Genomic DNA, 25,662 nt, shown 5'->3' with positions numbered 1-25,662 from the left:
AACAGTATCGGATCAGCGAGCGCTGACGGGGGAGCGGCCGAGCTCGCACTCCAGGTATCGGAGGATCTTCCGCTGCAGCTCGGGTCCGTGCTCGCTGGCGACAGAGGTCGCGACTGCCGTACGGATGCGTCCCGTCAGCCACTGGACGCGGCTGGAACGCTCCTGGATCCGGTGAGCTGTCTCATGATCGAGATCCATCTGCGCTGCGAAGTCGTGAGCCTCGCCGGCGAACGTCCCGCGAGGGTCCGCACGTTTGACGACGTCGACGAGCGGCATCCGTGTTGCCCCGGCCACGCCGACAACGCCCAACAGGAAAGCATGAAGATCGGCGGGGTCGACGAGCCAGCGCCCACCGAGCCTCCGGTACTGTTCGACTGCCTCGTACATGCGGACGCGCTTCTCCGAGTGGCGCTGCGCCACATCACTCTCAACCACACGTTGAAGGTTCACCGTTGGTGAGACGGACTCATTGGACATCCACCTGATAACGGCGTCAGCTGCAGCCGCCGCGTCCCAAGCCGCATCCGAGGGGAGTGCGCCGTCCTGCCCGCTGGCCCAGCAATGTGTCGCGCGTCGAGCAGCAGGGCGAAGCAGATGCCGGTCGGAGCCGGACAACAGCTCGACGGTGAACAACGCCGGTGCAGCCTCCGCACGAACCAGCACGGCGGATCGATTGGTCAGGTCCGCGACATCGATCCGGAGCGGTCCGTTCGTGTACATCGCCGCGATGAGCTCGCGCATACTCGCTGGCGAACCGATCGACTGCGCGTGCGCGCCGACGCCATCGATCCAGAAAGCCGTGGTGCTCAAAACGGGACGTCACCCCACGTGTCACGATCGAGCAGGTTCACCTCAGGGCCCTCGAAGGACACAGGCTCCTGCTCGCCATCGTTGAGGACCGCTTCCATCCGCTGACGCCAGTCCTCTTCGTCATCGATCTCGACGAGCGGGGACGGCGGCGGCGAGTTCGTCTTGCGAGCAAAGCGACCCCCACCCGGAGTGCCGGCCCCATGGTGGGCGTTTCCGCGCTGATCGAATGTGGTTCCCATGCTCACCACATGTGCGGCATCGAGCAGAAGCTGAGCGCTCTGATGCCCAGCGAATCATGCCCACACGATAACTCGTCTTATCCTGTGGGCATGGACACCCTCGAACTGCGGTCGGGCAGCAACGCTCAACGGCACGGGGAGCTCGCAGGAGCATGGTTGGCGTCCCTCCTCTCGGATCACACAGTCCGGGCGTATCGGCGCGACCTGATGGAGCTGTTCGACTTCCTGGACCTCGGCGGAGTCGACGTGCTCATGGCTGGCCGAAAGCACCTCGATGCATGGCGCCGATCGATGACGGGGTCAACAACGACCGTGGCCCGCAAGCTGTCAGCTGCATCGTCGTTCTACCGCTACGCGATGGAAGTCGACGCCATCGAGTACAACCCGATCACGCGAGTACGCCGCCCGAAGATCGACCCGGACTTCACGAAGACTCAGGGGCTGACGAGACGGCAAGCGGAAGACTTCCTTGCCGCGGCAGCCGCCGACGGTCCGCGGTCAGACGCGCTCAGCAACGTTCTTCTCCTCACCGGGATCCGAGTGGGCGAGGCCCTGAGGACTGACACCGACGACTTGCGCTTCGAGTCCGGGCATCGGGTGCTGGCGATCACGCGCAAAGGCGGATGGGCTGGGCGAGTCGTTCTGCCCCCACTCGCCGTTGACGCTCTCGCGCAGTACCTCGGCAAGGGCACCGCAGAGGGCACCGAGCTCGCGAGGACATCGGCCGACACCTCACACCCGATCTTCACGACCTCCACAGGCAGAAGGTGGCAGCAGTCCGAGGCTTATCGAACGATCAGGCGGATCGCGGCGAACGCTGGCATCCCGGGAATCATCTCGCCGCACTCGCTCCGTCACACCCACGCGACGCTCGCGCTGGAGGCTGGCGTCAGTCTGGCCGACCTGCAGGACTCACTAGGCCAAGCCGACCCCCGGACCACTCGTCGCTACGACCGAGCACGCGGCCGCCTGGAACGATCCAGTGCGCATGCCGTCAGCAACCTGTTCACGTAACGCTTCGTCCTGCACATGTTCGGCGAGTACCCATCTCAGGGGTTAGGCCGTGGCAAAAGCGAGCGCCGCCAAAATCTCACGTCCGAGCTGGGCAGGGCTTTCCACCATCACGCCCAGACGCCGATGCTCCATCACCGGCACCGTGGCGCCGGTTCGCTCGCGCGCTTCTGGTGTGATGTCCACGGCTGTGAGTTCGGAGTCGTACCGAGCATCAATATCCACGGAGCGAACCCCGCGCGTGTATGCAGCCCAACTACGCACTCCAGCCCACGCCAACAATTCGGACGAGGGAGGGTTCGCGTGCAAGTCGCGGGCAGGAAGAACGTCCACGGTCGACCGTCCGAGCGCAGCAATGACGGCCTCACCGAGCGCCTCGGGATCGTCAACATCACTCAGCACTGTCGGGAGCCCATCAACGATCCACGTCTGTCTCTGAGGCCGGGAGTAGACCTGAACGAAAACCCGCCCATCGGGGCGGAGCTCGGCGGTCGCGGAATGCGGAGTCATGGCTCTACCTTCATGATCCACGTCATGCGGGTTGCTCGGGGTCACGGCATGGGTCTACGCAGTCGCGTCCTGGAGTGAGAGAAGAATGGCGGTTCCTAGTTCCGCCGGATCTGTTGCATCAACGTCACGTTTGCGAAGCCCAGACAGCGGTGAGTAGCCGCCAGTACGGTCGCGCGCCTGTGGCGTCAAGATCACGGTCGTCGGGGATCCATGGTCGTAGTCCGCACGGACCTGGATGATGCGGCAGTCTCGGTTGTACGTTGACCACGTCTTCACGCCCGCCCATGCCAGCAACGGCGACTGCGAGGGCAGGTCGAATGGAGTCGGATCCTCAACCAAGCCGAAGGTAGATTTCTCCAGTGCGCCGAGGACTGCGGCGCCGAGATCAATCGAGCTTGTGCCTGAATCAAGGACCGTTGGCAGCCCATCGACAGACCAAATGCGATTAGCGGACGCAGAGAGGACCTGGACATAGAGCTGGCCTGTGGGCCGCAACATCACCTCAACAAGATGAGCAGTCACCGCTGGAACTCCAATCGCCATTCAATGCCCAATTCACGAGCATACGCCGCCATTTCAGCGAGGGCTGCTTGCTGCTCGGGGGACATGAGTGACTTGCGCGGAACAACCACGTACAGCATCCTTCCCTCGATCTCAAGCTCATCGATGGTCCTACCGCTGAGAGATCCACCTTTGAATGCAGCCAGCTTTCGGATGTACCCACGAAGAACGCTGCGGATCCCGCTCGCGGACCGATACGTCGGTGCGGTGAGGTCGATAGTCTTCATCGAAATCGCGAGCCCATCGATGAATCGATCAATGGTCGGGAACCCAGGCGGCAGATTCCCACCATGCCACCATTCGATTTCGAGACCTCGCGGGCCAGGTCCCAGCGGCCATGGCGAGCTGGACAGCTTGTTGGCGAGGTCGTCCATCGCCTTGAGCGCACCAGACACTGGCACCGTCTCTGCAATCTTCGGTGTGCGGGCGAGAATTGCCTTGAGGCCGTCCCCGACGACATCGAGACTCTGCCAGACCATTCGTCCGCCGGTGAGGCTCACGGCAGCCAGAACGCGAGCGAGAATCAGGGAGATACGTTCCGCGGTGCGAGCGATCGCTGCCGCCTCAGCGAGCTGCATGGCTACAGCCCCGGCGCCTGCTGTCAGAGCTCCGGCTGCTGCTGCTGCGGCCTCGATCGCCAGCGTCGCAATGAGGAACTCGTTCAGGGCACCGATCATGTCGGAGTGCGCCTGATCGATCTCGTCCGCGTGTGACTCGGCGGCCTCAGCCAGCACTATCGCCTGGTCTGCGATAGCTGTGACGACGTTTCCCAAGGAGATGCAGATGGTGCGCGCATCGTCGAGCTCCGGCGACTGCTGGCTGGCTAGCGCGGTAAGTCCGGTGCTGATCAACGGCAACGTGGCGTTCAGCCCCTGAGCCGCGCCTCTCCAAGCGGCACCGATCGCGCGGAGCTTGCCGGTGTCCCCGTCTGGCCAGACCATTCCGGCGGCGGCTGCGACAATCTCCCACCCCTCGGGCGGATCGCCCATCGCACCACCCGCGATCGACGGCGGTACGACGCACTGGCCCAACCCGGGGTCGTAGGTCTGCTCATCCTCGGAGAGGACCTCGCCGCCTGAGATTGTGGACGCCGCATCAGAGCGGGCGTGGTTGAACCCGGACTGCTGAAGGAGAGCGGCCACCGTGATGCTCCCACGACGCAGGTCGTCCAGCGACTGTACGAGTTCTCCCGCAGCAAGGTCGTACGCGTCGCCGAAGGTCATGCCGGCCGGATCGTTGCCGGCGCACATCGTGGTCGCGGCGAGCCCTTCATTAAGCGCCTTCTGCACTGCGGCAATATCGCCGGCGAGAAACTCACCGAAGGTCTGCGAGGCCGAGGCATACGCGGTCGGGTCGACACTCAGCTGCATACGTCAGCCCCACATCGCCGTGTTAGCGGCCACCGCGGCCACGTAGTTCGCGTGAGCGGACGAGAGCACATGATGAAGGTCGTGCAGCGCCCTGGCAATCAGGTCGGCATCATCCCGCCAGACCTCATGCCGATCCAGGTGAGCATTCGCGGCGTCTCCCGCCCACACACTCTGCATGCGTCGGGCCACGACGTCGGCTTCCTCGAGCGCATCAACCAGTTCCTTCGTGATGCCGACGATCGCCGACGCCACTTCGTCTAGCTGATCAGGCCGAACCATGTGACCCATCAGCTGTCACCCATCAGGCGGCCGAATCCGAACGTCGGCGGAGTCGATCCACGGTGGGTGTCACCACCGGCGTCCAACGCTGCTCCTGTCTGCCTGACACGGTCCATGTGACCTTGTTCGGCGGCGGCCATGTCTCCAGCTGTTGCACGAACAGCCTGCGCGAGTGCGTGCAGGTCACTTGAAGCCTTCGTGGCAGCCTGCTCCCAGTGCCCGAAGGCTGTTTCGAACTCTGACGCGGCGGCTCCCGACCATCCGCCGGTGAGGAGTTCTCGGACGTGCCTGATCACTCGCGTGAGGCCAGTATCGACGTCATCAGCAATTCGATCCAGGCGGTTCCCCTCAGAATTCAGCGCCTGGAAGTCCCCCCGGATTTCCATGCGCCCACGGTACACCCACGATCCATGCAGCGCTCACCTGTTGGGGACAACGCGCGACCCACGCACATGGCTGAGCGGGCTACCGGCGATACTCGCGTTTGAACTTCGCCTGCATCTTCACGTCGGCGGCTGCGCGCACCTCAGCTTCGGTCATGCCCTTCTTGGCCGCGATCGCCGCTACCAGCCGTGATGCCCACTCTTCGTGCTCAGCAACCATCTCCCGATTCGCCCACGGACTTTCGACAGTGTCGAGGTACACGAAAAGCAGAGCATCGGTCAACTCCCGCTCTGCGGTCACGAGCGTGCTCACCACTCGACCGTACCGTCCGGGATGCTTCAGTTCGGTTCCGTCGGGGTTGGCTATCGCCTTGGCCTCCTTCGCAAAAGCCTTGCGGGCTCGTTCGGCTTCGCGTTCAACGCGCGCTCGTGCCGCCGCCTCCTCATCCGGGGTGAGGAGCGTTGACGGCCGCTTCAATACGGCCACCGGTGCCGCGGGGAAGCAAACGGTGCAGCATCGATCGCCAGCTGCCTCGATCATCTCCGCCTCATCGGCGCCGGAGAACTGAGGCATCCAGGCGAACCGTGTGGGCTGGCCCATCCGGTTGCAGGTTGAGCACTCCATGGTGTTGTGGAGGTGACCGCCACTGACGAGGAACGCGCGGGTCCACCCACCCCGGCGCCGATACTCGGCCTCGAGGGGAGCCATCTGCCCCCTCGTGTCTCGGAGCTCAGCGGTGAGCGCTGCGACCGCTTCCTGCTCCTTGGTGATCCGAGATTCGTACCGCTCCGCGTCATACGGGTTGTTCTCCAGGAACCCGCGGTACATCTTGATGCGATTCTCGTGAGAGGCGATCTTGGAACTCACTCGGAGCTCTTCGTAGTACAGATCCGCCAGTGCATCATCCACCTGCGATGGGAGCTGCTCCGAGAGGTCCGGTGTCTGGGACGTCAACCCTCCGTTGGGGGCGCTGTTCGTCTTCTGCGCGAACCGTCCGCCTCCCGGGGTGCCGGCAGAGGTGTGGAGGTTCCCTCGGCTGTCGATCGAACTCATGCTGACTCCTTCTGGTGAGTGAACGTGCGTGAAGCTGCGCGCGCAGACAGCAAGCGGTGGTAGTTCTTCACGGCCTCCGCGTGCGCTGTCGCCCAGTTCGTGGCCAGGAGCGTTTCGATCTCCTGTTGGATGATGCCCTGGGCGTTCGCGTGGATCGTCTTCTGATCCAGACGCATTCGGATCGCACGATGACGCATGAGAGCCAGCCGGTCAGCGAGGTCGTTCAACGGGTGACCGTTGTGGCTTCGCACCCAGACGAGCTCCAGTCTTCGGCTGCTCAACAGCGCGATCGTGAGCATCACGCCTCGCGGGTCGGGAAGACGCCACAGTCGGGGATCCCGGTCGCGAAACATCTCGATCGCGCGGAGACTGTCGACGAAGAGCACTGCCTTCCCGAACGTGTCGAACGGAACGTTCTTGGCGAACTCGACGATCGCGGTGAGCTCAGCGGTGAGCACGTCACCGCGACTGTTCCGCTTGGTCTGGCCGATCCCGAACCGACCGTGTTCCGTTACCCACGCGTACGCGGGGTTCCCGTACACAGGGTGCATTGAGCCATCGGAGGCGCCATACAGGGTGCGGCCCGCCCGCAGTTGCTCTTCCTGCTCGCCAAGCCGGGTCCATAGGTCGCGTTTCGCGGCGTCCGCCCACGCCGCGGCCGGCCCAAGGGCGAGACCATCGGGGAGCGCGAACAGCTGGGGATCCAGCTTCGAGATCAACGCAGTGCGGACGATGGGCACGAAGCAGCGAACAGTGATCGGAGCATCGGAGGTGAGGGATCGCAGGAACTCACCAACCTCTGTTGCGAGCGAGGAAACGACCGTGTGCTCCTGCTGGTGCTTGCGCTTGCGGGCATGAACCCGCGTGACGACCTCGGCATGGTCGACCCTGGCGGACCACGCCCATCCGTGGCTGTCCGCGGCCGAGACGAGGTCAACGACCATCGCCCCGGGAGCGGATACGACCGGCGGCCGAGGAAGCGGCGCGGTGACCGGGTGAGCCGGAAACGTGGTGAGGTCCATACTCACCACATGCGCGGCTCCACCCTGCCGGAAAGCAGAGGGAAGCCCCGCAGCGCATGACCCGACGTTGGCGCTGCGGGGCTTCCAGTTGGAGGGCTACTCCGCGGTGACCGAGCCGACGGACCGACGTCGGCGGATCAGGAGCAGTGCGCCCAGTCCTGCGAGGAGAGCGATCGCTGCCCCGCCAGCGATGACGCCTGTGATCGGACCGCCGGTCGCAGCCACGGCAGCGACAGCCGCGTTTGCCGCGACGGTCTCATCGACGTCACCACATTCACCTCGGCTGACCTCCCGGCCCGACGAGTCCTTCGTCACTTCGACGAAGAACACATCGGAGTCGTAGTCAACCTCGTTCTTCATGTGCTCACTGACCACAGCGAGCGGTGCGTCCTTGGTGTACAGGCCGCCGGCAAGCGGCTGCCCATCCGCGGACTTCAGCGTGGTCATCAGAGTGTCCGCGTCGCAGACCGGGGCCATGCCCTTCTTGGTCTGGTAGACCTCGAACTCCACCGATCCACCCTCGGGAACGTAGCCGGTGAGCTCTGCGGTGTCCCACAGTTCCTCACCGAACGCGGCGGTGCCCGTGCCATCCGACGTGTGAGCCTTCGTGGTCACGTCCACCGCGAAGGTGGTCTCGTTCAACAGGCCGCACTTGCCGCTAGTGATCAGCATCGCCTCGTCACCCTCGTTCCGCGGCACCGTGTACAGCGACTCGACCCAGAGGTACTTACCGTGCGTCTCCGCGATCGCATCAGGGCCGACATATTCCCCGGCCTTCGTGACGATCTCGCCGTCGCCGACGTTGGAGAACACCCGGTTCTCTGCGGTGCACACCCACGACAGGTCACCCGGTTCGATGGGGTTTCCTTCAGCGTCCGCCTCAGGCGCCGCCACGACCCACTTGCCAGTGCCGTCGTCCTTCATCGGCACCTTGTATGCCTCGAAGGTGAGCTCCACACCGTTGGACGGCAGCAGCCCCTCAACGATGGCGGTGTCATTGAAGGTTCCGCCCAGCTTCACGCCGGCCTGCGACTTCGTGGAGACCGTCGGCGCGACGACCGTCGTGGTCTCGTCCGGAAGGCCACACACACCGCGGTGGATCTCGGCACCGTCGAGCTGAGGTGCGGTCAGCACCTCGACCCAGTGGTACTCACCCTCACGCTGACCCGGCGCCTCCGGCGACGTGTACTCAAGTGTGGTTCCCCACACCTTCTGCGTCTCGCTCGTCCAGAGGAGGTTTCCTGCCTCGCAGATCCACTGGCCGTCCTCGTTCTTCGTTGCTGCGTACAGCTCGAAGTGAAGGTCGAAGGCCTGATCCTCGGTGGCGGGGAGCTTGCCCTCGATGACGGCGGTGTCCGTGAACGGGTCACCGACCGCCACGTTGGTCTGCGCCTTCGTGGTCACCTTCGGCGGGACGACCTTCGTCGTCTCGTCCGGGAGGCCGCAGATGCCGCGCGAGATCTCGTTGCCGTTCGTGCTCGTGAGCACCTCGACCCAGTGATACTCGCCCGGAGCCAGGCCGGGGCCGACGCCCGAAACGTACTCACCCGTGGTCTCCACGTGCGTCGTCTCGCTCGTCCACAGCAGGTTGCCTGCCTCGCAGATCCACTCGTCGTTCTCGTTCTTCGTGGCTGCGTACAGCTCGAAGTGGAGATCGGCGCCAGTGACCGGAAGGGTTCCCGTCACCTTTGCGGTGTCCTGGAAGCCCACACCGATGTAGCCGGTCTGGTCAGCCTTGGTGGTCACCTTCGGCATGAGGATCCGCTGCGTCTCGTTCGGAAGACCGAACGCGTCGTGCCATTCCGCGACCATGCCGCGGACAGCCTCGGGCTGATCCTCCTCGCGGATCTCCCACACCCAGCTGATGTGACCCGCTCGGTAGTCCTCGCCGTCGATCAGCTCGGACTTGTACTCGCCCGGACGGTCAGCGGTGATGAACGTCGTGCCGATTGCCTCCGCGGCCTCCGGGACCGTGTCGGACACGGCAGGTGCCTTGTCGCCGGCGATCCAGTAGGCGGTGCCTCGGAAGACGACGGGAATACGCTCACGGCCGGACTGCAGCCAGCCGCCGTCGCCGTTGAGACGAACGAACAGGGTGTCCTGGATCTTCTCGCCGAGTGCGACCTCGGACTTCGTCACCGCGGACTCGGCGATGATGCCGGACGGGGTGATCGACGTCTCCGGCACCTGTGCGAAGTCGTCCACGAAGGAGTAGCCGTCAGGGATGAGCTCAGCGGCACGCCCCTTCTGCTTGTCCTGGTGGATCTCCCACACCCAGGTGTAGAAGCCGGACTCGGTCGCGGTGATACCGGACTTCGTCTCACGCTTCTGCACACCATCGAAGGTGAGTTCAGCGGTGCCAGCGATCGGGGCCCATGAAGGCACCGTGCTCGACTGGTCCGGCTGGGCGAGGAACGGGCCGTACAGCGTGCCGCTCGCGGTCACCTTCGTGCCCTTGATCCACTGACCCTGAACTACGCTCGTGGTCACGACGTCGTTGATCTCATCGCCCAGCTGGACGATCTTGCTGGAGACCTGCGTGGTGACGACAGGCTTGAACTGGGCGACACTCGTTTCGTCCTTGAGCGCCCACTTGTCCTGCCAGGTGTATCCGGCACCGAACAGCGACGGGTCAGCCTGGTCGGCCGCGTTGAAGGACCACACCCACACGACGTACCCGGCATCCGCGGGGACGGTGACCGGCGGGGAGTCGATCTCGCCTTCCTTGGTGACCGTGATCTCCACCGTGGCGATCGGCACTGCGTCGGCAGGGATCGCGTCGCCCGTGACAGGTGCGTCTCCAGATGTCACGCTGTAGGCCGTGCCCGAGAACTTCGCCGCGACGCCCGTGAGCCACTCTCCGCCGGCGTTACGGACGGTGAGATGGTCGGTGACCTTCTGCCCGGCGACGACGGTTTCCTCGTTCACCTTGGAGGTGAGCTCGGGACGCATCGGTACGACCGACGTCTCGTCCTTCAGACCGTACTGGTCGACGAACTTGTATCCCTTCGGGAGCAGTTGAGAAGCGGACCCGCTCTGAGCTGACTGCTCGATCGACCACACCCACACGTAGTAGCCGGTTGCGCTGGCGACGATGTCGGTGTTGGTCTCGAAAGTGCCGATCCCGGTCAGGGTGAGCGAAGCCGTTCCGGCCACCGGGGTGCCCGACGGAACCGTGGCGCTCGTGGTGGCCGGCTTGGTCAGCGGACCGTACAGGGTGCCGTTGGCAACCACGTTCGTTCCGTCGATCCACTGGCCCTCGACGACCGATGTCGTGAGCGTGTCATTCAGCTTGTCGCCGATCTGCACAACGGCAGAGGAGACCTTCGAGGTGATGACCGGCTTGAACTGGACCAGGCTGGTCTCAGCCTCCAGCCCCCACTGGTCCTGCCACGTGTAGCCGGCGCCGAACTTGCTCGGATCCGCCTGGTCGGCAGCGTCGAACGACCACACCCACACGATTCGGCCGGCGTTCGCGGGAACAGTCACGGAGGGGGAGTCGATCTCGCCAGGCTTGTCGACGGTGACCTCAACGGTCGCGAACGGGGACAGGCCCGCAGGCACCGAGGCGCCCGTGCTGGGCGCGGCACCGGACTCGACCGAGTACGCACGGCCCGTGAACTTCGCACTCACACCCGTCAGCCAGTCGCCACCGGTGTTGGTGATCGTGAGGTGGTCCGTAGTCTCCTGACCGACGGTGACGATCTTCTCGTTCACCTTCGACGTCAGAGCTGGGTACATCGGCGTCAGCGACGTCTCGACCTTCTGGCCGAAAGCGTCACGCCATGCGTAATCCGCGGGCAGCGCGCGCTTCACGGCATCCGACTGGTCAGCCGCGTTGATCTCCCACACCCAGGTGTAGTAGCCGGTGGCCGTCACCGCAGTGTCGCTCGTCACCGTGTACGGGACGTTGGGACCATCGCTCTGCGACGTCGTCACCGTTGCGTGACCGGCTACCGGAGCGCCGGCGGGCACATCGGGCGACTGGGCAGGCTCCGAAGCGAACGGCCCGTACAGAGTTCCCTTGGCGAGCACGGGAGCGTAGTTGCCAGTGCGGGACTGCGTCCAGGGACGGACCACGCCATCCTCACCGGCCGCCGCACTGAACGTGAGCACGTCAGTGGGCTTGTCGCCCCGCTCAACGAACTGCACGGCCTGCGTAGTCAGCACGGGGTTGAACGTCTGCGAGATCACTGTAGGGTCGATGCCGGCGACGCTGAACGGAGTCGAAGAGCCCTGGCCAGCCGCACCGATCGAAGACTGCACGTCACCGATAGCACGCAGCAGCGTCACCTGCGGAAGCCAACCGCCACCGCCAGGCGGCGTGAACGTCCCAGAGCCGCTGACCTGGTACTGCGAGCCATCGGCCGGCGGAACGGCGACGATGTCCAGGACCTGGCCCTCGGTGACTCCGTCCATGTGGGTGGAGCCGTTGCTGAAGACAGCGTTGACGAGATCGATGGACCCCGTCGATCCGGGTGTTCCGTCCATCTCGACGGTTCCGGTCGGGGGCACAAGCCCCAGATCGACCGTGAACGACAGGGAACCCGACCCGGTAGCGTTGCCGCCGGCTACCGTCGAGTTGATGTCGTTGATGATGCTGTGCGTCCAAGACTGGATCGCGGAAACTCCCGCTCCACCACCGGCGGGGGAGTACATGTCCTGGTTGATCACCTCGTCGATCGAGCCCCACTGCTGGCCGTCGATCGAGTAGCGCGAGTCGTTCGGGTACAGCACGCTGGCGACGGCGTACTCGAGACCAGCGGCCTCCGCGGGGTCACCGGTGTTGACGTGCTCGTTCAGCACTCGGTTGATACCAGCGAGCTGGTTCTCCGAGATGGCGGGGTGCTCGCCGCGAGAGCTGGAAAGAGCTGCGATCTGGGCGAGTCCGACGATCTCGGGAGCTGCGAGGGAGTTCCCCTTCGGCAGCGGGCGTCCGGACTCGGCGCAGATGATGCGCAGGTTGTCCTGAATGAACGTGCCCTTGTAGGGGCTCCAGGGGGAGTCGTCGAAGCTTCCGTAGCCGACACCTCCTGTCGCGGCCATGGCCGGAGCCGTGGCAACAGCTGCGACACCGATGGCGACGGCGGCGGCGACGATCGATGCCGCGCCCTTCACCCATCGGTTACGCAGACGCGCTCGGCGGCGTGTTCCGCTTCGCGTTGTCTGATCGGTCATTGTTTCCTCAATCTCGGGCGTGCACACCCGAAGCGGGGGTGGGACGCTGCCGCCGGATCTGCGGCGCGCCGACAGCGCGGAGCTGCTATCACGCCACCCCTGCGGCAAGCGCTCAGAGCCACTCGGGCAAACCGCTGGCTGAGGCCGAAACATGAAGCGGCGACGAGCAATTGCTCGTCGCCGCTTCATGCAGTGCTTGGAGGGTTAGCTCCAATCGTCACTGGTGCAAGACCAGCCGATGCCCCAGCTCACGCCCGCGTCTTCGTATTCGACCCACACATCGACGGCGTCGGATGGGTAGACGAGGTTCGATGTCCAGTTCGCCCAGCTGCTGCCGCCCGTTCCAACGCACGAGCTGCCGCCACGGACCATGCCACCCCGTGACGGGATCTGGGGCTCAGGCTCAGGCTCGGGTTCTGGCTGGGGCTGCGGCTGAGGTTGGGGCTGCGGCTGCGGCTGCGAACCTCCGTTGTCGCTCTGCCCACCACTGCCCGAGTCGGAGTCACCGCCGGACCAGCTGCCGTCGCTGTCATCGCCGCCCGACCACGAACCGTCTCCGCTGTCGTAGCCCGCGTCAGACTGCTGCTGCTCCTGCTGCTGCTGCTGCTCAGCGGCCTTCTTGTCTGCCTCGGCCTTGACCGCGGCATCGTGAGACTTCTTCGCCGCGCCGGCAGCGTCGACGTATGCCTTCATCAGCTTCGTCGGGGTGTCGGCGCTCGTGCTGGGCGCCTTGCCGCTCGCGGTGAGCGCAGCGACTGCATCCTTCAGAGCCTTCTGCTCCCCGGCGCCTGCCTTGTCAAAAACGAGGGCCGCGCCCTTCTTCGCGGCCGATGCGACGACCTTGTCCAGCGAAGCGAGGGCAGTGGCGTATGCGGCGTCGATGGCAGCCGACTTCGCCTCGTCGGCATCCTTCGCGTCGGCCAGCGTCGAAGTAGCAGTCTCTGCCGCCTCCGCACCAGAGCGCAGGTCTGTGAGGTCGTCGGTGCGCTGCGGCGCCGCGAACGTAGGGGCAGGGGTCGGACTTGGAGCAGTAGCCTTCCCGTCCTTCGCGACCGTGAGCCCGGCGGCCTTCGCCAGCGCATCCGCGGCTGCGCTCAGCGCGTCACGGACCTTCGCGTCGGCGACGAAATCAGCAGGGACGACGTTGAACGCAGCCTTCAGCGCGGTGTACTGCTCCAGTGCATCGCCGGCGCGAACATCGAGTGAAGCCTTCGAGGCGCTCACGGCCGACGCTGCGTCTGCCGCTTCCGCAACCGCAGCATCGAAGTTCGCCTGAGCGGCCGATACCTCATTCGCGTGCACGGCCATCGGGATCCCGATGCCGCATGCAGCGCCCACGACGACGACTGCGGCGGCTGCGGCGATCCAGGCCTTCGCGCCCCAGCGGCGCCGAGGCTTGCTCACCGCCGTGGCCGCTTCGGATCCCTCGACGGGCTTTGCGGGTGCCGTGTCCTCGGCCGCCGCCGTTGCCACCTCCTTGGCGTCGGTCGAGTTGTCTTCGGCTTCATCGGTGGCTTCGACGATCTCCGTCGTCGGTTCGGTCGGCTCGGGTGCCGGCGTCTCGTTGCTGTCCATGTTCGCTCCCAGTGTGTGGTGGGCCGGTCGGGTCACCGGCTCTTACTGCCACCCATATGCGCGGTGTGCACACGTGTTGCGTCACCTGCCCCTCAACAGGTTCCGAACAGAACGAGCGTAGACGTGCTGGCGTCGTGGTGGCTACCACGCCACCCCTGCGGCACGTCAGTCGCGAACAGCGAGCTGCAGCACGTCGTGCAGCCAGGCAGCGACGTCATCGACAGTGCGGACAGCTGGTCCGAGCGGTCGGCCCGGGAACTCAAGAGCGCGAGCGGCCACGTGCGGCCAGCCAGCAGCCAACTCCTGCCTCTCTGCTTCGGCCTGAGCGTGAGAGCGACGGTCCATGTTGTCGCGAAGACGGCGCGGGCCGAAATGCTCGCCCACCCATGCCCGCTCCAGCTCCATGACCAGAGAGGACCAACCAGGTGCAGTGCTCATGCCCTTCGCGATCCGACGAACGGCGACGCGCTGCGCATCCTGCGGTTGAGGAGGGAACACGACGGCGCCGCGAACGATCGCGAGGACAACCCGGTCTCCGCCGGCAACAAGGGCGTCGGCCTGGTCTGCGGTGAAGTCGATCCAGAGGTCCAGCAGGCGATCATCTACATCGCTGCTGCCCCAGTCCGCGGAGCCGGACGCCAGATCACGGAAGACATGAAGGGACTCCAAGATCCTGCCCTCGCCCTCGGGGGACTGCATGAGCCCGGCGATCCAGCGGCGATCGGCAGCATCGCGAAGGTGCAGGTGAGGTACGCCTCGGAGTGCGCGCAGTGCATCGGCCACCTCGACATCTCGCTCGTGCTTCGTCATCGTGCGATCACCCCAGGTGTCCACGACATCAGCGACCATGTTGATCACGTCGGCGCGCTGGCCCTGCAGGAACATGTCCTCCGCGCTGTGCACGGCCGGGAGCCATTCGTCGCTGGTTGTGCCGGACCAGATCGACCTCCCACGGTCGCGTCGCACTTCGGTGACGCCGTGGATGACACAGGCGCGAGCGAAACTGTCGACCCAAGCGACGGGGTTCCCGCCGGCAAGCGCCGACAGATCCAGGATGTCGGTGGAGCCGTCGGCGCCGAGGACCTTCCGGTCGATCGCCCGAGTGACGTAGGCCGCGATGCGTTCCCGCTCGGTCGTCGAGAACGGGTTGCGACGCTCGTACCGTGCGATGGCCCGCTCGACAGCCCCGAGATGAGGATCGAGGAGCACACCAAGGATGCGAAGTCGCTCAGGCTTCTCGTCTGCTGGCCGCCGCAGTGCGTGCTCGGCTGCCGCCTTCACCACATCGTTGGTGGCCTGGCGGAGATCTGTGGCTACGAGGCTCAACGGCTAGCCCTCCGACGTCGGGAACGAGGGGCGACACTTGCTCGAGCGAGTGCCGCTCCTCGACACATGCGCGGTGTCGGAGAACTTCTCGTTGCCGGATCAGTCGGGGTTGCGCACCATCAACTCGGCCACGCCGACGGCGCCAAGGGCATCCAGGAATGACCGCTCGGTACTCGGGTCGAGCCACACGATCGTGTCGCCCGACGGGCACGGAACGTCGGTGTACGGAGCGAAGCTCGTGGCCATCAGGAATAGGGGAGCATCCGACTCCCATGAGTCGAACACGGGCGCCTCAGAGTGCCGATCGTGGAGGATCACGGTCAGCGCATCCTCATCGAGTTGCGCAGATGCGTCCCCGGCCGCCGCGAGCACCACGGCCTGAGCCTGGCCTGCGTGATGGGCAAGGGCATCGACGCGGAGGCCGAGCTGGGTGTCCTCGTCAGCACCTCCATGGCCGTCGATGAGCTGGTCGACGAGCTCGGAGACGGTGTCGGCGTAGGCGATGTGCCCGGATGCCGGATCCAGCAGCGCGAAGGCCGCCTGTTCGATGTCGGTCATGGTGTTGTCCTTCCGATGTCTGTTGGATGCCCCACATGCGCGGCCGTGCGGCGCGGGCTCAGGCGCTCTTCGCTGCTCTCGTCGCCGCGGCGCGCGCCGCATTGGCGCGAGCGAACCCTTCCAGGGGCTTGCCGGTCTCAGGGTCGAGCTCCCACTCCTCGTGTTTGCGCGGACCCTTGCCGAATCGTGGCTCGTCTTCGGCGTCACCATCCCCACCGTCGACACGAGGCACGAGGCGCGCGATTTGCCGCGGCGTCGGTTCGGGGTTGAGGGTGACGGGCGCGCCGAGTCGTCGCGTAGCTGCGATGTAGTCGTCGAGGGACGCGTAGTAGCCCTTGAAGATCGCGGGCTCAGTCCCGTCGAGGTGCGCGAGTCCGACACCTCGTGCGATGAACTTGTCCGTTGCGATGTTCGCCGGCACCGTCGGGATCTTCTCTGGCGTGCGGAAGGCGTTCGACTTCTCACCCTCGGAGGGGTTGGTGCCGAGCATGATGCGGTGTGGCAGGTTCCCCTTCAGCTTCGCTGAGAAGCCGTATCGCTCTGACGGCTGCTGCGTGATGTACTCGCAACGGAAGCCCGCAGCACGATAGAGGGCCGGGATCGTTGACAGTGCGTTCGCAAGCAGCTTCGCCTCCAGGAGGTCCTGCTGCATCTTGACGAACTCCGGCAGCTCTTTCATCTCCTTCGGCAGGCCCGGCGGGAGCGGATCGGCGGTGAGCAGGCTGGCGAGCTCATCGGCCACAAGCAGCAGCGGCGGGTTCTCCTCGCGCACGTCAGCGGGCAGGTCCTGATGCTTCGAGACCCCGTACTCGCTGAGGAGCGCACCGCGGCGAGATCCGTCTTCCATCACGAGCTTCGCGACGGTCAGCGACTGGGCTACAGAGTCACAACCCCACATGTTCTCGCGGACATATGGTTTCGCCCAGGCGAAGTCGGTTGCCTTGTCGGCCGTGTTGATCAGCGCCAGCTGCCATCCTCGCTCGAGCGCGTTGTAGATGTCAGCCTGAGTGCTGGTCGACTTTCCGGCACCAGCGAGGCCGACCTTCAGCAATCCGACGGAGTCGCCGAGATCCAACATCAGCGGCTGATTGGGTTGCCCCCGGCCGCCGAGTGCAACGCCAAGAGGGAAACGCCACTGGTCCTTGTCGCTCTTTTTCGCGCTGCGGCTGGCGACGAAGTCGAAATGATAAACCGGCTCGAACGTCGGCAAGTCTCCGGGGAGAATCCGCCCGCGAGGCGGGTGAGCGGAGGGCTCTCCCTCCCAGTACCAACCGGGGCGTCCTACAATCGTGGCTGCTACTTCGTCAAGCTTCACGTCGAACTTCGAGGGGACGTACTGCAGAGGAAGCACGACATCGAACCCACCGCCGCGGCGCGAGGACACCTGGACTTCCCACGGCTTCACATTCAACGCAACTGCAACCGCGCTCCGGCATTGGCGTTCAGCGTTCGTGAGCTTTGACAGTGTCGCCTGGTTCAAGTAGGGATCGAACTTGGTCATGAAGTAGCCGGCAAAGCGCGGGTCCGATTCGAACTTCGCAGCGAACTTCGCACCGTCCGTCGGTTTCGCGTCTGGGCCGAGCTCCACCTGATACGAATCGGACTTCGGGTTCTCATCCTTCGCGACCTGCGTCAGGAGGCTCTTCCGCGTGAGGGTCAGCAGGCCTGAAGCCGGGTCGAAGGACTGGATCTCCCACCCCGCACCGTGGCCAGACTCAGCGACCTTCCGCATCACGACGTCGATGTGCTGCTGGTTCTTCGAATCGAACTTCGCGCCGACTGGAACCTGCATTCGCTCGATCGCCATGAGTGACCTTCCCGAGCGCGGGTCGGGTCGCGCTCAACCCACCACCCCTGCGGCAGACGGACCGACGAATGTAGGAAAGATCACGGGTGGGCCGCGCGGCTCCGACTTCCGCGCGGCCCACCCTCAACACCCAGCCAGCGGACGAATCGACGCTGGCGGGCGGTCATACTGCGCTCAGCTGCGCTTCTCGTTTCTTCCGAGCGACATCCTCCGGTGTGACCTGCAGCATGCGGATGAACTCCTCGTTGAGGATCACCTCGACAGGGGCAACACGGTTGCGCAGGTCGGCGTAGTAGAACACCGAGCCCCGCAGCACGCCGGGTCCGCCGTCCGTTCGTGGGAGGTGCTGCAGGCTGTCCCAGTTCACGCCGGCGCCATCAGCGAGATACCGCGGCGCCGTGATGCGACGCAGATAGTCGACGTTGTCCTCAAGGTCGAACATCTCCAGAGCGGCGCGCGCTTCCTTCTCATCCTTGATGTGGCCGATCAACGCTCGAGACACATATCCCTTGAGGCCGATGTCTCGCTGACCCGATGGCTTCTGGGTGTACAGGAACGGCAGCACACGCCATTTGCGTGCGAGACGCCCGACCATGTCGAGGTCCGCCGGTGCGGCCTTCTCAAGGATCCAGGACTCGTCGAAGTGGATCACTCCGTTGCGTCCGCGCAGCGCACTCATTCCGCCCCAGATCAGCATTCGGATCAGGTTCATCGACGTGCGCATACCGGGGTCGCTGAGCGAACCAGCCTCACCCACCCAGCCCTGTGGGGGAAGAGTGAGGCTGGTGGATCCGACCTCGATGAGGGTGGTGCCATTCGACAGCGAGAACACCTCGGACGCGGGGTGCATGCCGAAGGTGGCGCGGAACATCGGGTTGTATTCCGCGAACTCGAAGATCGGGTCGGTGATCTCCGCCGTGATCTTGCCTGCTTCGCGTGCGAGCATCAGGGCTTCACCGGTCGCCGTCGCTCCGTGATTCACACCCCAGTCGATCGCGTACCCGATCCGGTTGAGATCGAACGGGTCTCGCGGTGGGATGACGTTCGCGATCATCGACTGCGCCTTGGACACAGCCTCGGCACGGGAGCCCGTCTCCTCATCGGGCGGGATGATCCGGATCGGATCCAGCACACCGTCGGAGGAGACGAATGCGTCCAGCGTCTGTCGCCGCCAGCCGCTGTACTCGGCCACGCCGGCGAGGGTGGCTCCCTGCTGAGGGTTGACGATGAGCTGCGAGATGCCCGCACGGTGGAACTGATCAGCGAGCAGCTGCAGGACGGCCGATTTGCCACTGCCGGATGCCGCGTACACCGGGAACAGCGGGTACGTACCTTCATCCGCGACGGCACGGTGGCTCGCGTATGCGGGTTGGCGGTCGCGCTCCGTCAGTCCGATGAGCGCACCATCCTCGTCACCGACCCGAGACACAGACGGGAACGCGCTGTAGGCGACCGTCGTCGAAGGCAGATCGTGAATGTGCGGATTCGCGCGCACGTTCGAACAGACCATCGTCTCGTGCCAGGCGGCCGGCTGGCGGTTCACCATGCTCGACAGAACGAGTCCGGGAGGGGCGAGCTTCTCGATGTCCTCGATCACACCGGAGAAGCCGACGATCACGCTGGTTTCGGTGAGGGTCGCAGGGCCGCCCTTCGCATATGCATTCTCCACACTGCCGATCTCCGCCTCACGCTCGTAGAGCTCCTGGCGGTCCATCTTGTTTTGCTCGGCCAGGGCTGCGAGGTCCTGACGGTACCTGCGCTGCTGGCCGCGAAGCTCCTCGCGCGTGACTGCCGCCGGTTCCACCAGTGCTCGGATGGAGATGACGCGAGCTCCCTGATCCAGCAGAGGAGTTACCCACTGCGCGTCGGCCTCCTTCGCGTCGATGTAGTGCAGATCGAACTCTTCGACCGAGGCGAACGAGATCGCATGCTCGGCATCCTGGACGGGCCAATCCGAGCATTCTGACGGGTCGACGTTGTGTGCGGCGTGCGCCGCTGCGACCGTCCGGAAGTAGTGGATGTGCTCTTCGTGGGGCAGAACAGGCACCCCAGCCGAATGACCGAAGTTCCACCACGAGTCAGCCATGTGCAGGTCGGTTGCCGCGGGGACGGAGAAACCAGCGCGGCTGAGTGCGGAGTCCACCTCATCGCGGTCCTTGTCGAAGTCGCTCAGCGGTGCCCCGCCGTATTGCAGCGTCTCCACGACCGAATCGATGGCGGCCCGCCATCCACCGTTGCCGTACGTCGGGCGAAGCTTCACTCCGAACAGGGCCGCCCTCTTCAGGACTTCCTGGCCGCCGAACTCGCGAGTCAGATGATCACGGATCGCCGAACGCGGGTTCGGGGTGAACCGCGTAGGGATGTTGAGCAGGAGCGCATGAGTCTCTCGGTAGGTGCCCTTCACCTGCCGTCGATGCTTACCGCGCCCCGCGAGCCGAGAGAGCTCCTCGTACGCGTTGAACAGGGGCACGCCGACGTTCAGTGCATCCTCGGGAGACCGGGCGTCGGTCACTGACGCCATCGGGACGGCCCGCCAGAGCCAGAGGCTGTTGTCGGTGCCGGGCCACAGCCCGCCTCCCAAGGGCCGCTTCGCTCGAGTCTCCCACTGAGGTTTCGAAGGGATCCTCATGTCCTGGGACTTACTCATTCGCCTTCCCCCTCCTCGCCTTCGGTGGAGGTCGGTGACGGGACAGTCGTGGTGGGTGCCTTCAGCTGTTGCAGGTCGACTCCGGTGAGGGCATTCGCTTGGGCCTTGAGCGTGGTGCCCGTTCCCGCGGGACCCCACGCGACGACGAAGGGTGACGCGGTATCGGCATCGTCGATCAGCAGGTCGTATGTGATCGGAGCGGGCTTGCGATTCTCCACAGCGTCCGCCGGCGGCTGGGAGCCGTTCCACCACAAACTCAGCTCAACCCGAACGATCATCTGCGTCGGCTTCTTCGTCTTGTCGTCAGTGGGAACGTCGGCAGCGCTCGTGATTCGTACGTCCGCGACGGATGCGACGTCGGACAAAGGAACGTAGGTGTGGTCAACGTCCTTGTCCTGGACGGCTCGCCGTAGAGCGTTCGGGTCACCAGACGCGTAGGCCGTAGCCCAGGACTTCACGGCGTCCTGTACAGGTACGGTCGCGGTCGTCGTCTTGACGCCGAACCACGGGACGACCGTGTCTGTCAGCTGGGCGTTGAGGACTGGGGACAAGGCGGGGCTCGACGTTGCCATCGCGCTGGCCGGTCCATCGACCGCGACCTGAACGGTCGCGGTGAACATCTGTGCGCCGCGGGCGAGGGTGAACACGTGCGACTCGAACCGATATGTGGGGGCAGGCGCTGCACTGTCGGGATCCGCCGGCGGGGGGTCCTCGACGGTGAAGCCGTTCCAAGAGATGAGCGCGCCCCCGGGGAGTGGAGATGGGTCACCAGCGAGCCACTGCTGTACCGCAGCGAACGCTGCCGCTTTGCCGGGCGAAGCGTTGGCAGCTGTGCTCGCCTTGCTGAGGTCGGTCGGCTTCTGATTGCTCGTGTTGCTCGCGGCCAGGCCGAGGGACACCAGGAGACACAACGGGACAACGACCCAAGCGATCCACAGCAGTGCTCGCCGCTTGAGCCGTTCGCTACGGATCGCGGATTGCACAGCGGGAGCGTCAGGGTTGTACTCGGTGGTCTGGTCCTCCCAGACTGAACGAGATGTGCGGGGAGACTTTCGTGCCATCACCAGACACTCCTCGTTGAAGTGGGCGTGTGAGGGGCTTCGACGTCCGATCGCTCACGGCCGGATTCGCTCGAACGCGGGACGGCGGCGAAGTCGTGCGGCGAAGTGTCCATTCCGCGTGCTTCGAGTGCTCGCTCGGCGGCGAGTGCAATCGGCCCGTTGGGGTCAGTGACGAGCACACGAAGGACGGATGTGTCCAGATCAGGTTCGTCGAGGAGCGCTCGGCGGACCGCAATCTCGGGGGACTGCAGAATCGCGTCAACGCACGCTTCACAGCGGCGCTTCCCCGCCTGCCATTCAGGCTTCGTGAGCTTGCTGCGACACGGTGTCCAGCACTGCCGGCACCTGCCACCGGGCAGGTGGCCTGAGTGCCCCGAGGTCGCGTGGTAGCGCCACGACTTGCATGTACGGCCCATCGAACGGGCCTACTTGCGCGCGAGCTGCCGGGCAGCCTCGAACAGTGCGAGATCGTCGTCGCTGATCTTCCCTGCCGCTTCGGCAACCATCACCGCGGCCGCCTGCTCCTTCGAGGTCAGTGCGCCCTCCACGATGCCGGCCACAGACAGGAGTGCCCAGACCTGCTTCACCTGATCGCGGTCCAGCTTGAAGACGGAGTGCATCGCAGCGAACGGCGATTCAGCCGCGGCCTCGGCGATCGGGGCGATGTCGTTCAGGGCGCCAAGGGAGAGTCGGCTCGCTGATGCGATGGTGGCAGCCACATCCACGGCATCGGCCTTCACACCGATGGCCGTGGCGAGCAACTCGAGATGCTTGTTCGGGGCGGCGGCGAGCTCAGCATACTTCGCGATCACCTTCACGGCGGACTGCTTCGTGATCGGCTTGCGCGGACGGCTTCCCAGGCGACTGTCGTCAGGGGCGTCGCTGTCGGCGTCGAGGTCTGCGCTCTCCTCGCTCGTGTCGTCTGTGACTGCCTCCTCGTCTTCGATGGCGTCGATGTCATCGGGCCAGGTCGAAGATGTAGCGGAGGGCTGCTCGTAACGTCCGTCGGTGTACGTGGTGTCGGCCATCGGATCTCCTTGTCGGGGTGGTCATCTCCCCACCCCTGCGGCAGGGACGACGGCACCGCCCCGAAACCCAGAAGGCGGGTTACGAAGGCCGGGCTCTCGCGCGTGCGCGCGCATGCGCACGCGTGTGTCGCGCGCACCTACGCGTGCGCGCGCGGGCGCGTGTAACGTGCGCGAGGCACATCGATGCTCGAATACGGGTTGATCAGTCGGGCCGACCCCCGTCCGGCCCGACACCGGCCCGACAACTGTCGGGCCGGGTCTTGACTTACTCCCGACTGGGATCGGACCCCCAAAAATGGGGTCGGCCCGGGTGGCCCGGCTCTCCAGAGGACATACATAGAGACACGGAGATATCAATCAACGAGATCCGACACTCATATATCTATCTATCTCTATAGGAGATCCTCTTCTTTCTACTACCTACTACTAGGTGAACCCCTCCGATCCCAACGGAGAGTAGAGCAAAACCCGGCCCGACTGGTGTCGGGCCGACCCGGGCCACCCTTGATTTTCCGCGGGAGAACTGTCGGGCCGGGTGTCGGGCCACTCGGGCCGGGCACCCGGCCGCGAAAGCAGGCATCGCCGCGCATGTGGCCTGTATGGCTCAGCCCGACTTCCACCTGCCCGACGCCGCCTGGAGCGGCGGGCACCTGCTCCTCGCAGACGAAGCCGCTGTCGCCAAAGTCCGTCGGAAGTGGTTCTCCGCATCCGTCGCAAGCAAGACCTTGCAATGCCCCGCGTCCATGGCAGCGACTCGCCTCATCGGACAGATCGAAGACCCGTTCGGTAACCGCGAACTGGGCACGGCACGTCACGCTGTCATGGAGGACTTCTACACCCTTCCCGGGGGCCAACGCACCCTCGCCGCAATGGACGTCATCATCGCCGACCATGCGGCCACGGAGTGGTCCATCGACAAGCTTGACCGGCAGGACAAGCAGTCGTTGGCCGCGAACAACAACCTCCGGCAGCGCTGGGTCGACGAAGTGACGGTCGGTTCGCGCGCGATCTTCAACGTCGAGGACCCGACGAGGGTGAACGTTCACAAAAACGAGTGGAAGATCTTCACGCACCTCGGCAAGGGCCCCGGCGATCCAAACGGGGTTCCATCGATTCTGAAGATCGACCGCGTCGTCATCGGTGAGGACGGCGGGCATGAGGTCGACGACTTCAAGTTCAAGGATGGTGACGAAGAGGCCGCGAAGAAGGCGCTTTCGAAGCCGAACCCCCGGTACGGCGACGACTACGGCGACCAGCAGCGGCTCTACGTAGCGGGTATCGAAGCGGAGACGGGGGTCCGGCCGAAGCGCGCTTCGCTGATCTACCCGCTCCTCGCCGGCAAGTACCGCGGCGCAATGAACGGCGTTCGAAACATCGACATCTCCGAGCCGGAGATCCGCAAGACACTCATCGCCTACAAGCACGCCTATGACCTCATGAACGCCTCTGCCGATCGGCAGAAGTTTGAGACCCGTCCGAGCGCGCTTTGCTCCTGGTGCCTGCTCGTGAACTCCTGCCCTGTGGCCGCAGTCGGTTTCAGCCCCTCACGTGACCCACTGAAACGACAGGCCTCAATCGACAAGCAACTGGCCGCGGCCTCAGGGCAGCCGTCTGCGTTGCAGCTGGGGATTCCCACGCTGCGTCCAGGTGCAGCTCCTGCCGAAGCACGTACCGGCGCCGCCCCTGGGGTGACCGTGCCTAAACAGCCACAGAACATCGAGCCGGACGGCGATGACCTCTTCCCAGTGACCCTTGGCGACCTCAAGACATCGCAGGAGGGGCAGGAGCACGTCCAGGACGCCCCAACCGCAGTTGAGCCGGCTCCCACGCCCGCCGAGGTGTCAGAGGCGGCCACAACAGCTCCTGAGGCATTTGATCCCTTCGCGGACGTCCCCTGGCCGGACGAGCCCTCGCTGAATGAGCCGATCCCATTTGGCCTTCCCAGCGCACGGGACTTCGAACCGCCGCGCATGTGGGAGACAGCACAGTCAACCGCTCCGACGGAGCAAACAACGAGAGCTGAACCCATGGATCAGAACATGAGCGTACGAGCAGAGGGACCGGTCTACGACGAATCGGTCAACGGGGCCCTCAATCTCAACTCCTACGCCGCGATGGCTGTCTCCGGCCTGGTCGGCGAAGCGTACGCCCACCTCGCGAGCAATGGCCAAGTCGTGAGCACCACGTCCCTCAGCCGATTCGCGGACGTTCTCGCCGGGATCGTGCTGCGCGCCCAGTTCGAACTGACCGGACAGGTCAACTTCCAGCGCGGTGCTCAGACACGGCTGCGAGGCCTTCTCCGCACGCACCTGGAGCATCGTCCCGCTCCATTCGGGCAGCCGGCGGCCGTCTGGGAGCAGTGGCTCGCAGGGGCACAGCGCTTCCTCGTGATCGGCCTGACCGAGGCAATGAACCTCTACGACCGCACACCTGTCCAGAACGACTCCCACCTGTACTTCGCGACCGACGTCGGCGCGAACTGACCCGCAAGGAGCAGACCCATGTCCATCGAAATCACCGACTCACTCAAGGCGCAGATCATCCTGTCCGCTGTCGGCGCGGCCGGTCCTGGAGCGGACGACAACACCGTCTCATCGCAGGTCAGCCGAATCATCGGCCTCATGCAAGATGGCAGCCCCGCCATGGCGGCGTTCACGTACGCCGAGAAGCGCGCAGAGAACATCGTCGACACCAAGAAGCCGTTCGTCGGCACAGTGCTCTACGTCGATCTTGAGGGCTATGGATCGAACGGGAAGAATCCCAGCAACCGCCCGATCGTGTTCCTGCAGACGGAGCCGAGCGAACACTGGAGAGATGGAATCGAGCACTTCCGTCTCGATCGCGTTGACTCGCATCAAGGTGCACAGGTGAAGGCACAGGCCGCCGCGCTTACCTCGCTCATCGGGCATCGGGTCGCAGTCACGCTCCGCATCGAGAAGGGCAACGGCGTCAACAATCGCATCCTCGCTGCCTACGAGGACCGCGGCGTCGATGAGCGATTCCGTGACGCGCAGGGCGGCTCCACGCTCAACCTTCTGCAGGGCGCGGCTCAGATCAACTGGACCCACGACTTCAAGCCCAACCGTGCCGAGATCGCACCGCGCCTTGTGCGATTGAACAAGTCAGCTCAGCCTGTCGGCTGAGGAACCTGTTGGGCCCGCGATACCCCAGGAACGGTTTCCTGGGGTATCGCGCTCTCCACAGTTCGAGGTCAGTGGCCACAAGGATCCCGAGCCGTGGTCG

The 25,662-nt window shown here is 65.0% G+C and carries 20 protein-coding genes; 3 read left to right on the top strand and 17 right to left on the bottom strand.

Annotated features, from left to right (window positions below; all coding sequences use genetic code 11):
* Positions 1-12: 12 nt before the first annotated feature.
* The gene (locus ABTV68_RS11765; RefSeq protein ID WP_433673867.1) at positions 13-741 is read right to left on the bottom strand and encodes a hypothetical protein; all 729 of its coding nucleotides are present in this window, start codon (positions 739-741) and stop codon (positions 13-15) included.
* Positions 742-806: 65 nt separating this feature from the next.
* Positions 807-1,049 (bottom strand): hypothetical protein, encoded by a 243-nt coding sequence (locus tag ABTV68_RS11760; RefSeq protein WP_433673866.1) that lies wholly within the window; start codon positions 1,047-1,049, stop codon positions 807-809.
* 90 nt (positions 1,050-1,139) lie between these two features.
* Between ABTV68_RS11760 and ABTV68_RS11755 the strand changes: the two genes are divergently transcribed.
* Positions 1,140-2,063, top strand: a complete 924-nt coding sequence (locus tag ABTV68_RS11755; protein ID WP_433673865.1) for a tyrosine-type recombinase/integrase — start codon at positions 1,140-1,142, stop codon at positions 2,061-2,063.
* A gap of 42 nt (positions 2,064-2,105) precedes the next feature.
* On the opposite strand, the gene ABTV68_RS11750 is transcribed toward ABTV68_RS11755, so the two are convergent.
* The 15 genes from ABTV68_RS11750 to ABTV68_RS11680 all read right to left on the bottom strand — a co-directional run bounded on the left by ABTV68_RS11750 (position 2,106) and on the right by ABTV68_RS11680 (position 22,419).
* Positions 2,106-2,285 carry a hypothetical protein gene (locus ABTV68_RS11750; RefSeq protein ID WP_433673864.1) on the bottom strand — a complete coding sequence of 60 codons (180 nt, stop codon included), beginning with the start codon at positions 2,283-2,285 and terminating at the stop codon, positions 2,106-2,108.
* A 339-nt stretch (positions 2,286-2,624) separates the two neighbouring features.
* Entirely contained in the window at positions 2,625-3,092 is a 468-nt protein-coding gene (locus ABTV68_RS11745; RefSeq protein WP_433673863.1) for a hypothetical protein, read from the bottom strand.
* A complete protein-coding gene (locus ABTV68_RS11740) occupies positions 3,089-4,501 on the bottom strand; it encodes a hypothetical protein (RefSeq protein ID WP_433673862.1) in 1,413 nt (470 codons plus the stop codon). Before ABTV68_RS11740 ends, ABTV68_RS11745 begins: the two co-directional genes overlap by 4 nt.
* Positions 4,502-4,504: 3 nt before the next feature.
* Positions 4,505-4,780: a WXG100 family type VII secretion target gene (locus ABTV68_RS11735; RefSeq protein ID WP_433673861.1), complete on the bottom strand. Its 276-nt coding sequence runs from the start codon at positions 4,778-4,780 to the stop codon at positions 4,505-4,507.
* Positions 4,781-4,788: 8 nt separating this feature from the next.
* Positions 4,789-5,166, bottom strand: coding sequence for a WXG100 family type VII secretion target (locus ABTV68_RS11730; protein WP_433677599.1), 378 nt, complete (start codon positions 5,164-5,166; stop codon positions 4,789-4,791).
* A 79-nt stretch (positions 5,167-5,245) separates the two neighbouring features.
* The gene (locus tag ABTV68_RS11725) at positions 5,246-6,217 is read right to left on the bottom strand and encodes a hypothetical protein (RefSeq protein ID WP_433673860.1); all 972 of its coding nucleotides are present in this window, start codon (positions 6,215-6,217) and stop codon (positions 5,246-5,248) included.
* On the bottom strand, positions 6,214-7,239 hold the full coding sequence (locus ABTV68_RS11720; protein ID WP_433673859.1) for a ribonuclease HI: 1,026 nt from the start codon (positions 7,237-7,239) through the stop codon (positions 6,214-6,216). The genes ABTV68_RS11725 and ABTV68_RS11720 overlap by 4 nt, the downstream gene beginning before the upstream one ends.
* A 96-nt stretch (positions 7,240-7,335) precedes the next feature.
* Positions 7,336-12,417 carry a hypothetical protein gene (locus ABTV68_RS11715; RefSeq protein ID WP_433673858.1) on the bottom strand — a complete coding sequence of 1,694 codons (5,082 nt, stop codon included), beginning with the start codon at positions 12,415-12,417 and terminating at the stop codon, positions 7,336-7,338.
* Between the two features lie 204 nt (positions 12,418-12,621).
* Positions 12,622-13,992 carry a hypothetical protein gene (locus ABTV68_RS11710; protein ID WP_433673857.1) on the bottom strand — a complete coding sequence of 457 codons (1,371 nt, stop codon included), beginning with the start codon at positions 13,990-13,992 and terminating at the stop codon, positions 12,622-12,624.
* 165 nt (positions 13,993-14,157) lie between these two features.
* Positions 14,158-15,318, bottom strand: coding sequence for a hypothetical protein (locus ABTV68_RS11705; RefSeq protein ID WP_433673856.1), 1,161 nt, complete (start codon positions 15,316-15,318; stop codon positions 14,158-14,160).
* Between the two features lie 99 nt (positions 15,319-15,417).
* A complete protein-coding gene (locus tag ABTV68_RS11700) occupies positions 15,418-15,876 on the bottom strand; it encodes a hypothetical protein (RefSeq protein ID WP_433673855.1) in 459 nt (152 codons plus the stop codon).
* Positions 15,877-15,934: 58 nt separating this feature from the next.
* Positions 15,935-17,683, bottom strand: a complete 1,749-nt coding sequence (locus ABTV68_RS11695) for a hypothetical protein (RefSeq protein ID WP_433673854.1) — start codon at positions 17,681-17,683, stop codon at positions 15,935-15,937.
* Positions 17,684-17,846: 163 nt separating this feature from the next.
* Positions 17,847-20,195: a hypothetical protein gene (locus ABTV68_RS11690; protein WP_433673853.1), complete on the bottom strand. Its 2,349-nt coding sequence runs from the start codon at positions 20,193-20,195 to the stop codon at positions 17,847-17,849.
* 131 nt (positions 20,196-20,326) lie between these two features.
* On the bottom strand, positions 20,327-21,394 hold the full coding sequence (locus tag ABTV68_RS11685) for a hypothetical protein (protein WP_433673852.1): 1,068 nt from the start codon (positions 21,392-21,394) through the stop codon (positions 20,327-20,329).
* 422 nt (positions 21,395-21,816) lie between these two features.
* Complete coding sequence (locus ABTV68_RS11680; RefSeq protein WP_433673850.1) at positions 21,817-22,419, bottom strand: hypothetical protein; 603 nt, start codon at positions 22,417-22,419, stop codon at positions 21,817-21,819.
* A gap of 599 nt (positions 22,420-23,018) precedes the next feature.
* Between ABTV68_RS11680 and ABTV68_RS11675 the strand changes: the two genes are divergently transcribed.
* Both ABTV68_RS11675 and ABTV68_RS11670 read left to right on the top strand, forming a co-directional pair.
* Positions 23,019-24,902 carry a PD-(D/E)XK nuclease family protein gene (locus ABTV68_RS11675; RefSeq protein ID WP_433673849.1) on the top strand — a complete coding sequence of 628 codons (1,884 nt, stop codon included), beginning with the start codon at positions 23,019-23,021 and terminating at the stop codon, positions 24,900-24,902.
* An 18-nt stretch (positions 24,903-24,920) separates the two neighbouring features.
* Positions 24,921-25,562: a hypothetical protein gene (locus tag ABTV68_RS11670; protein ID WP_433673848.1), complete on the top strand. Its 642-nt coding sequence runs from the start codon at positions 24,921-24,923 to the stop codon at positions 25,560-25,562.
* The last annotated feature ends 100 nt before the right edge of the window (positions 25,563-25,662 follow it).

This window comes from Microbacterium gorillae, assembly GCF_050990725.1.
Taxonomy (GTDB): domain Bacteria; phylum Actinomycetota; class Actinomycetes; order Actinomycetales; family Microbacteriaceae; genus Microbacterium; species Microbacterium gorillae_A.
This window is presented reverse-complemented; position numbering and strand designations above follow the sequence as displayed.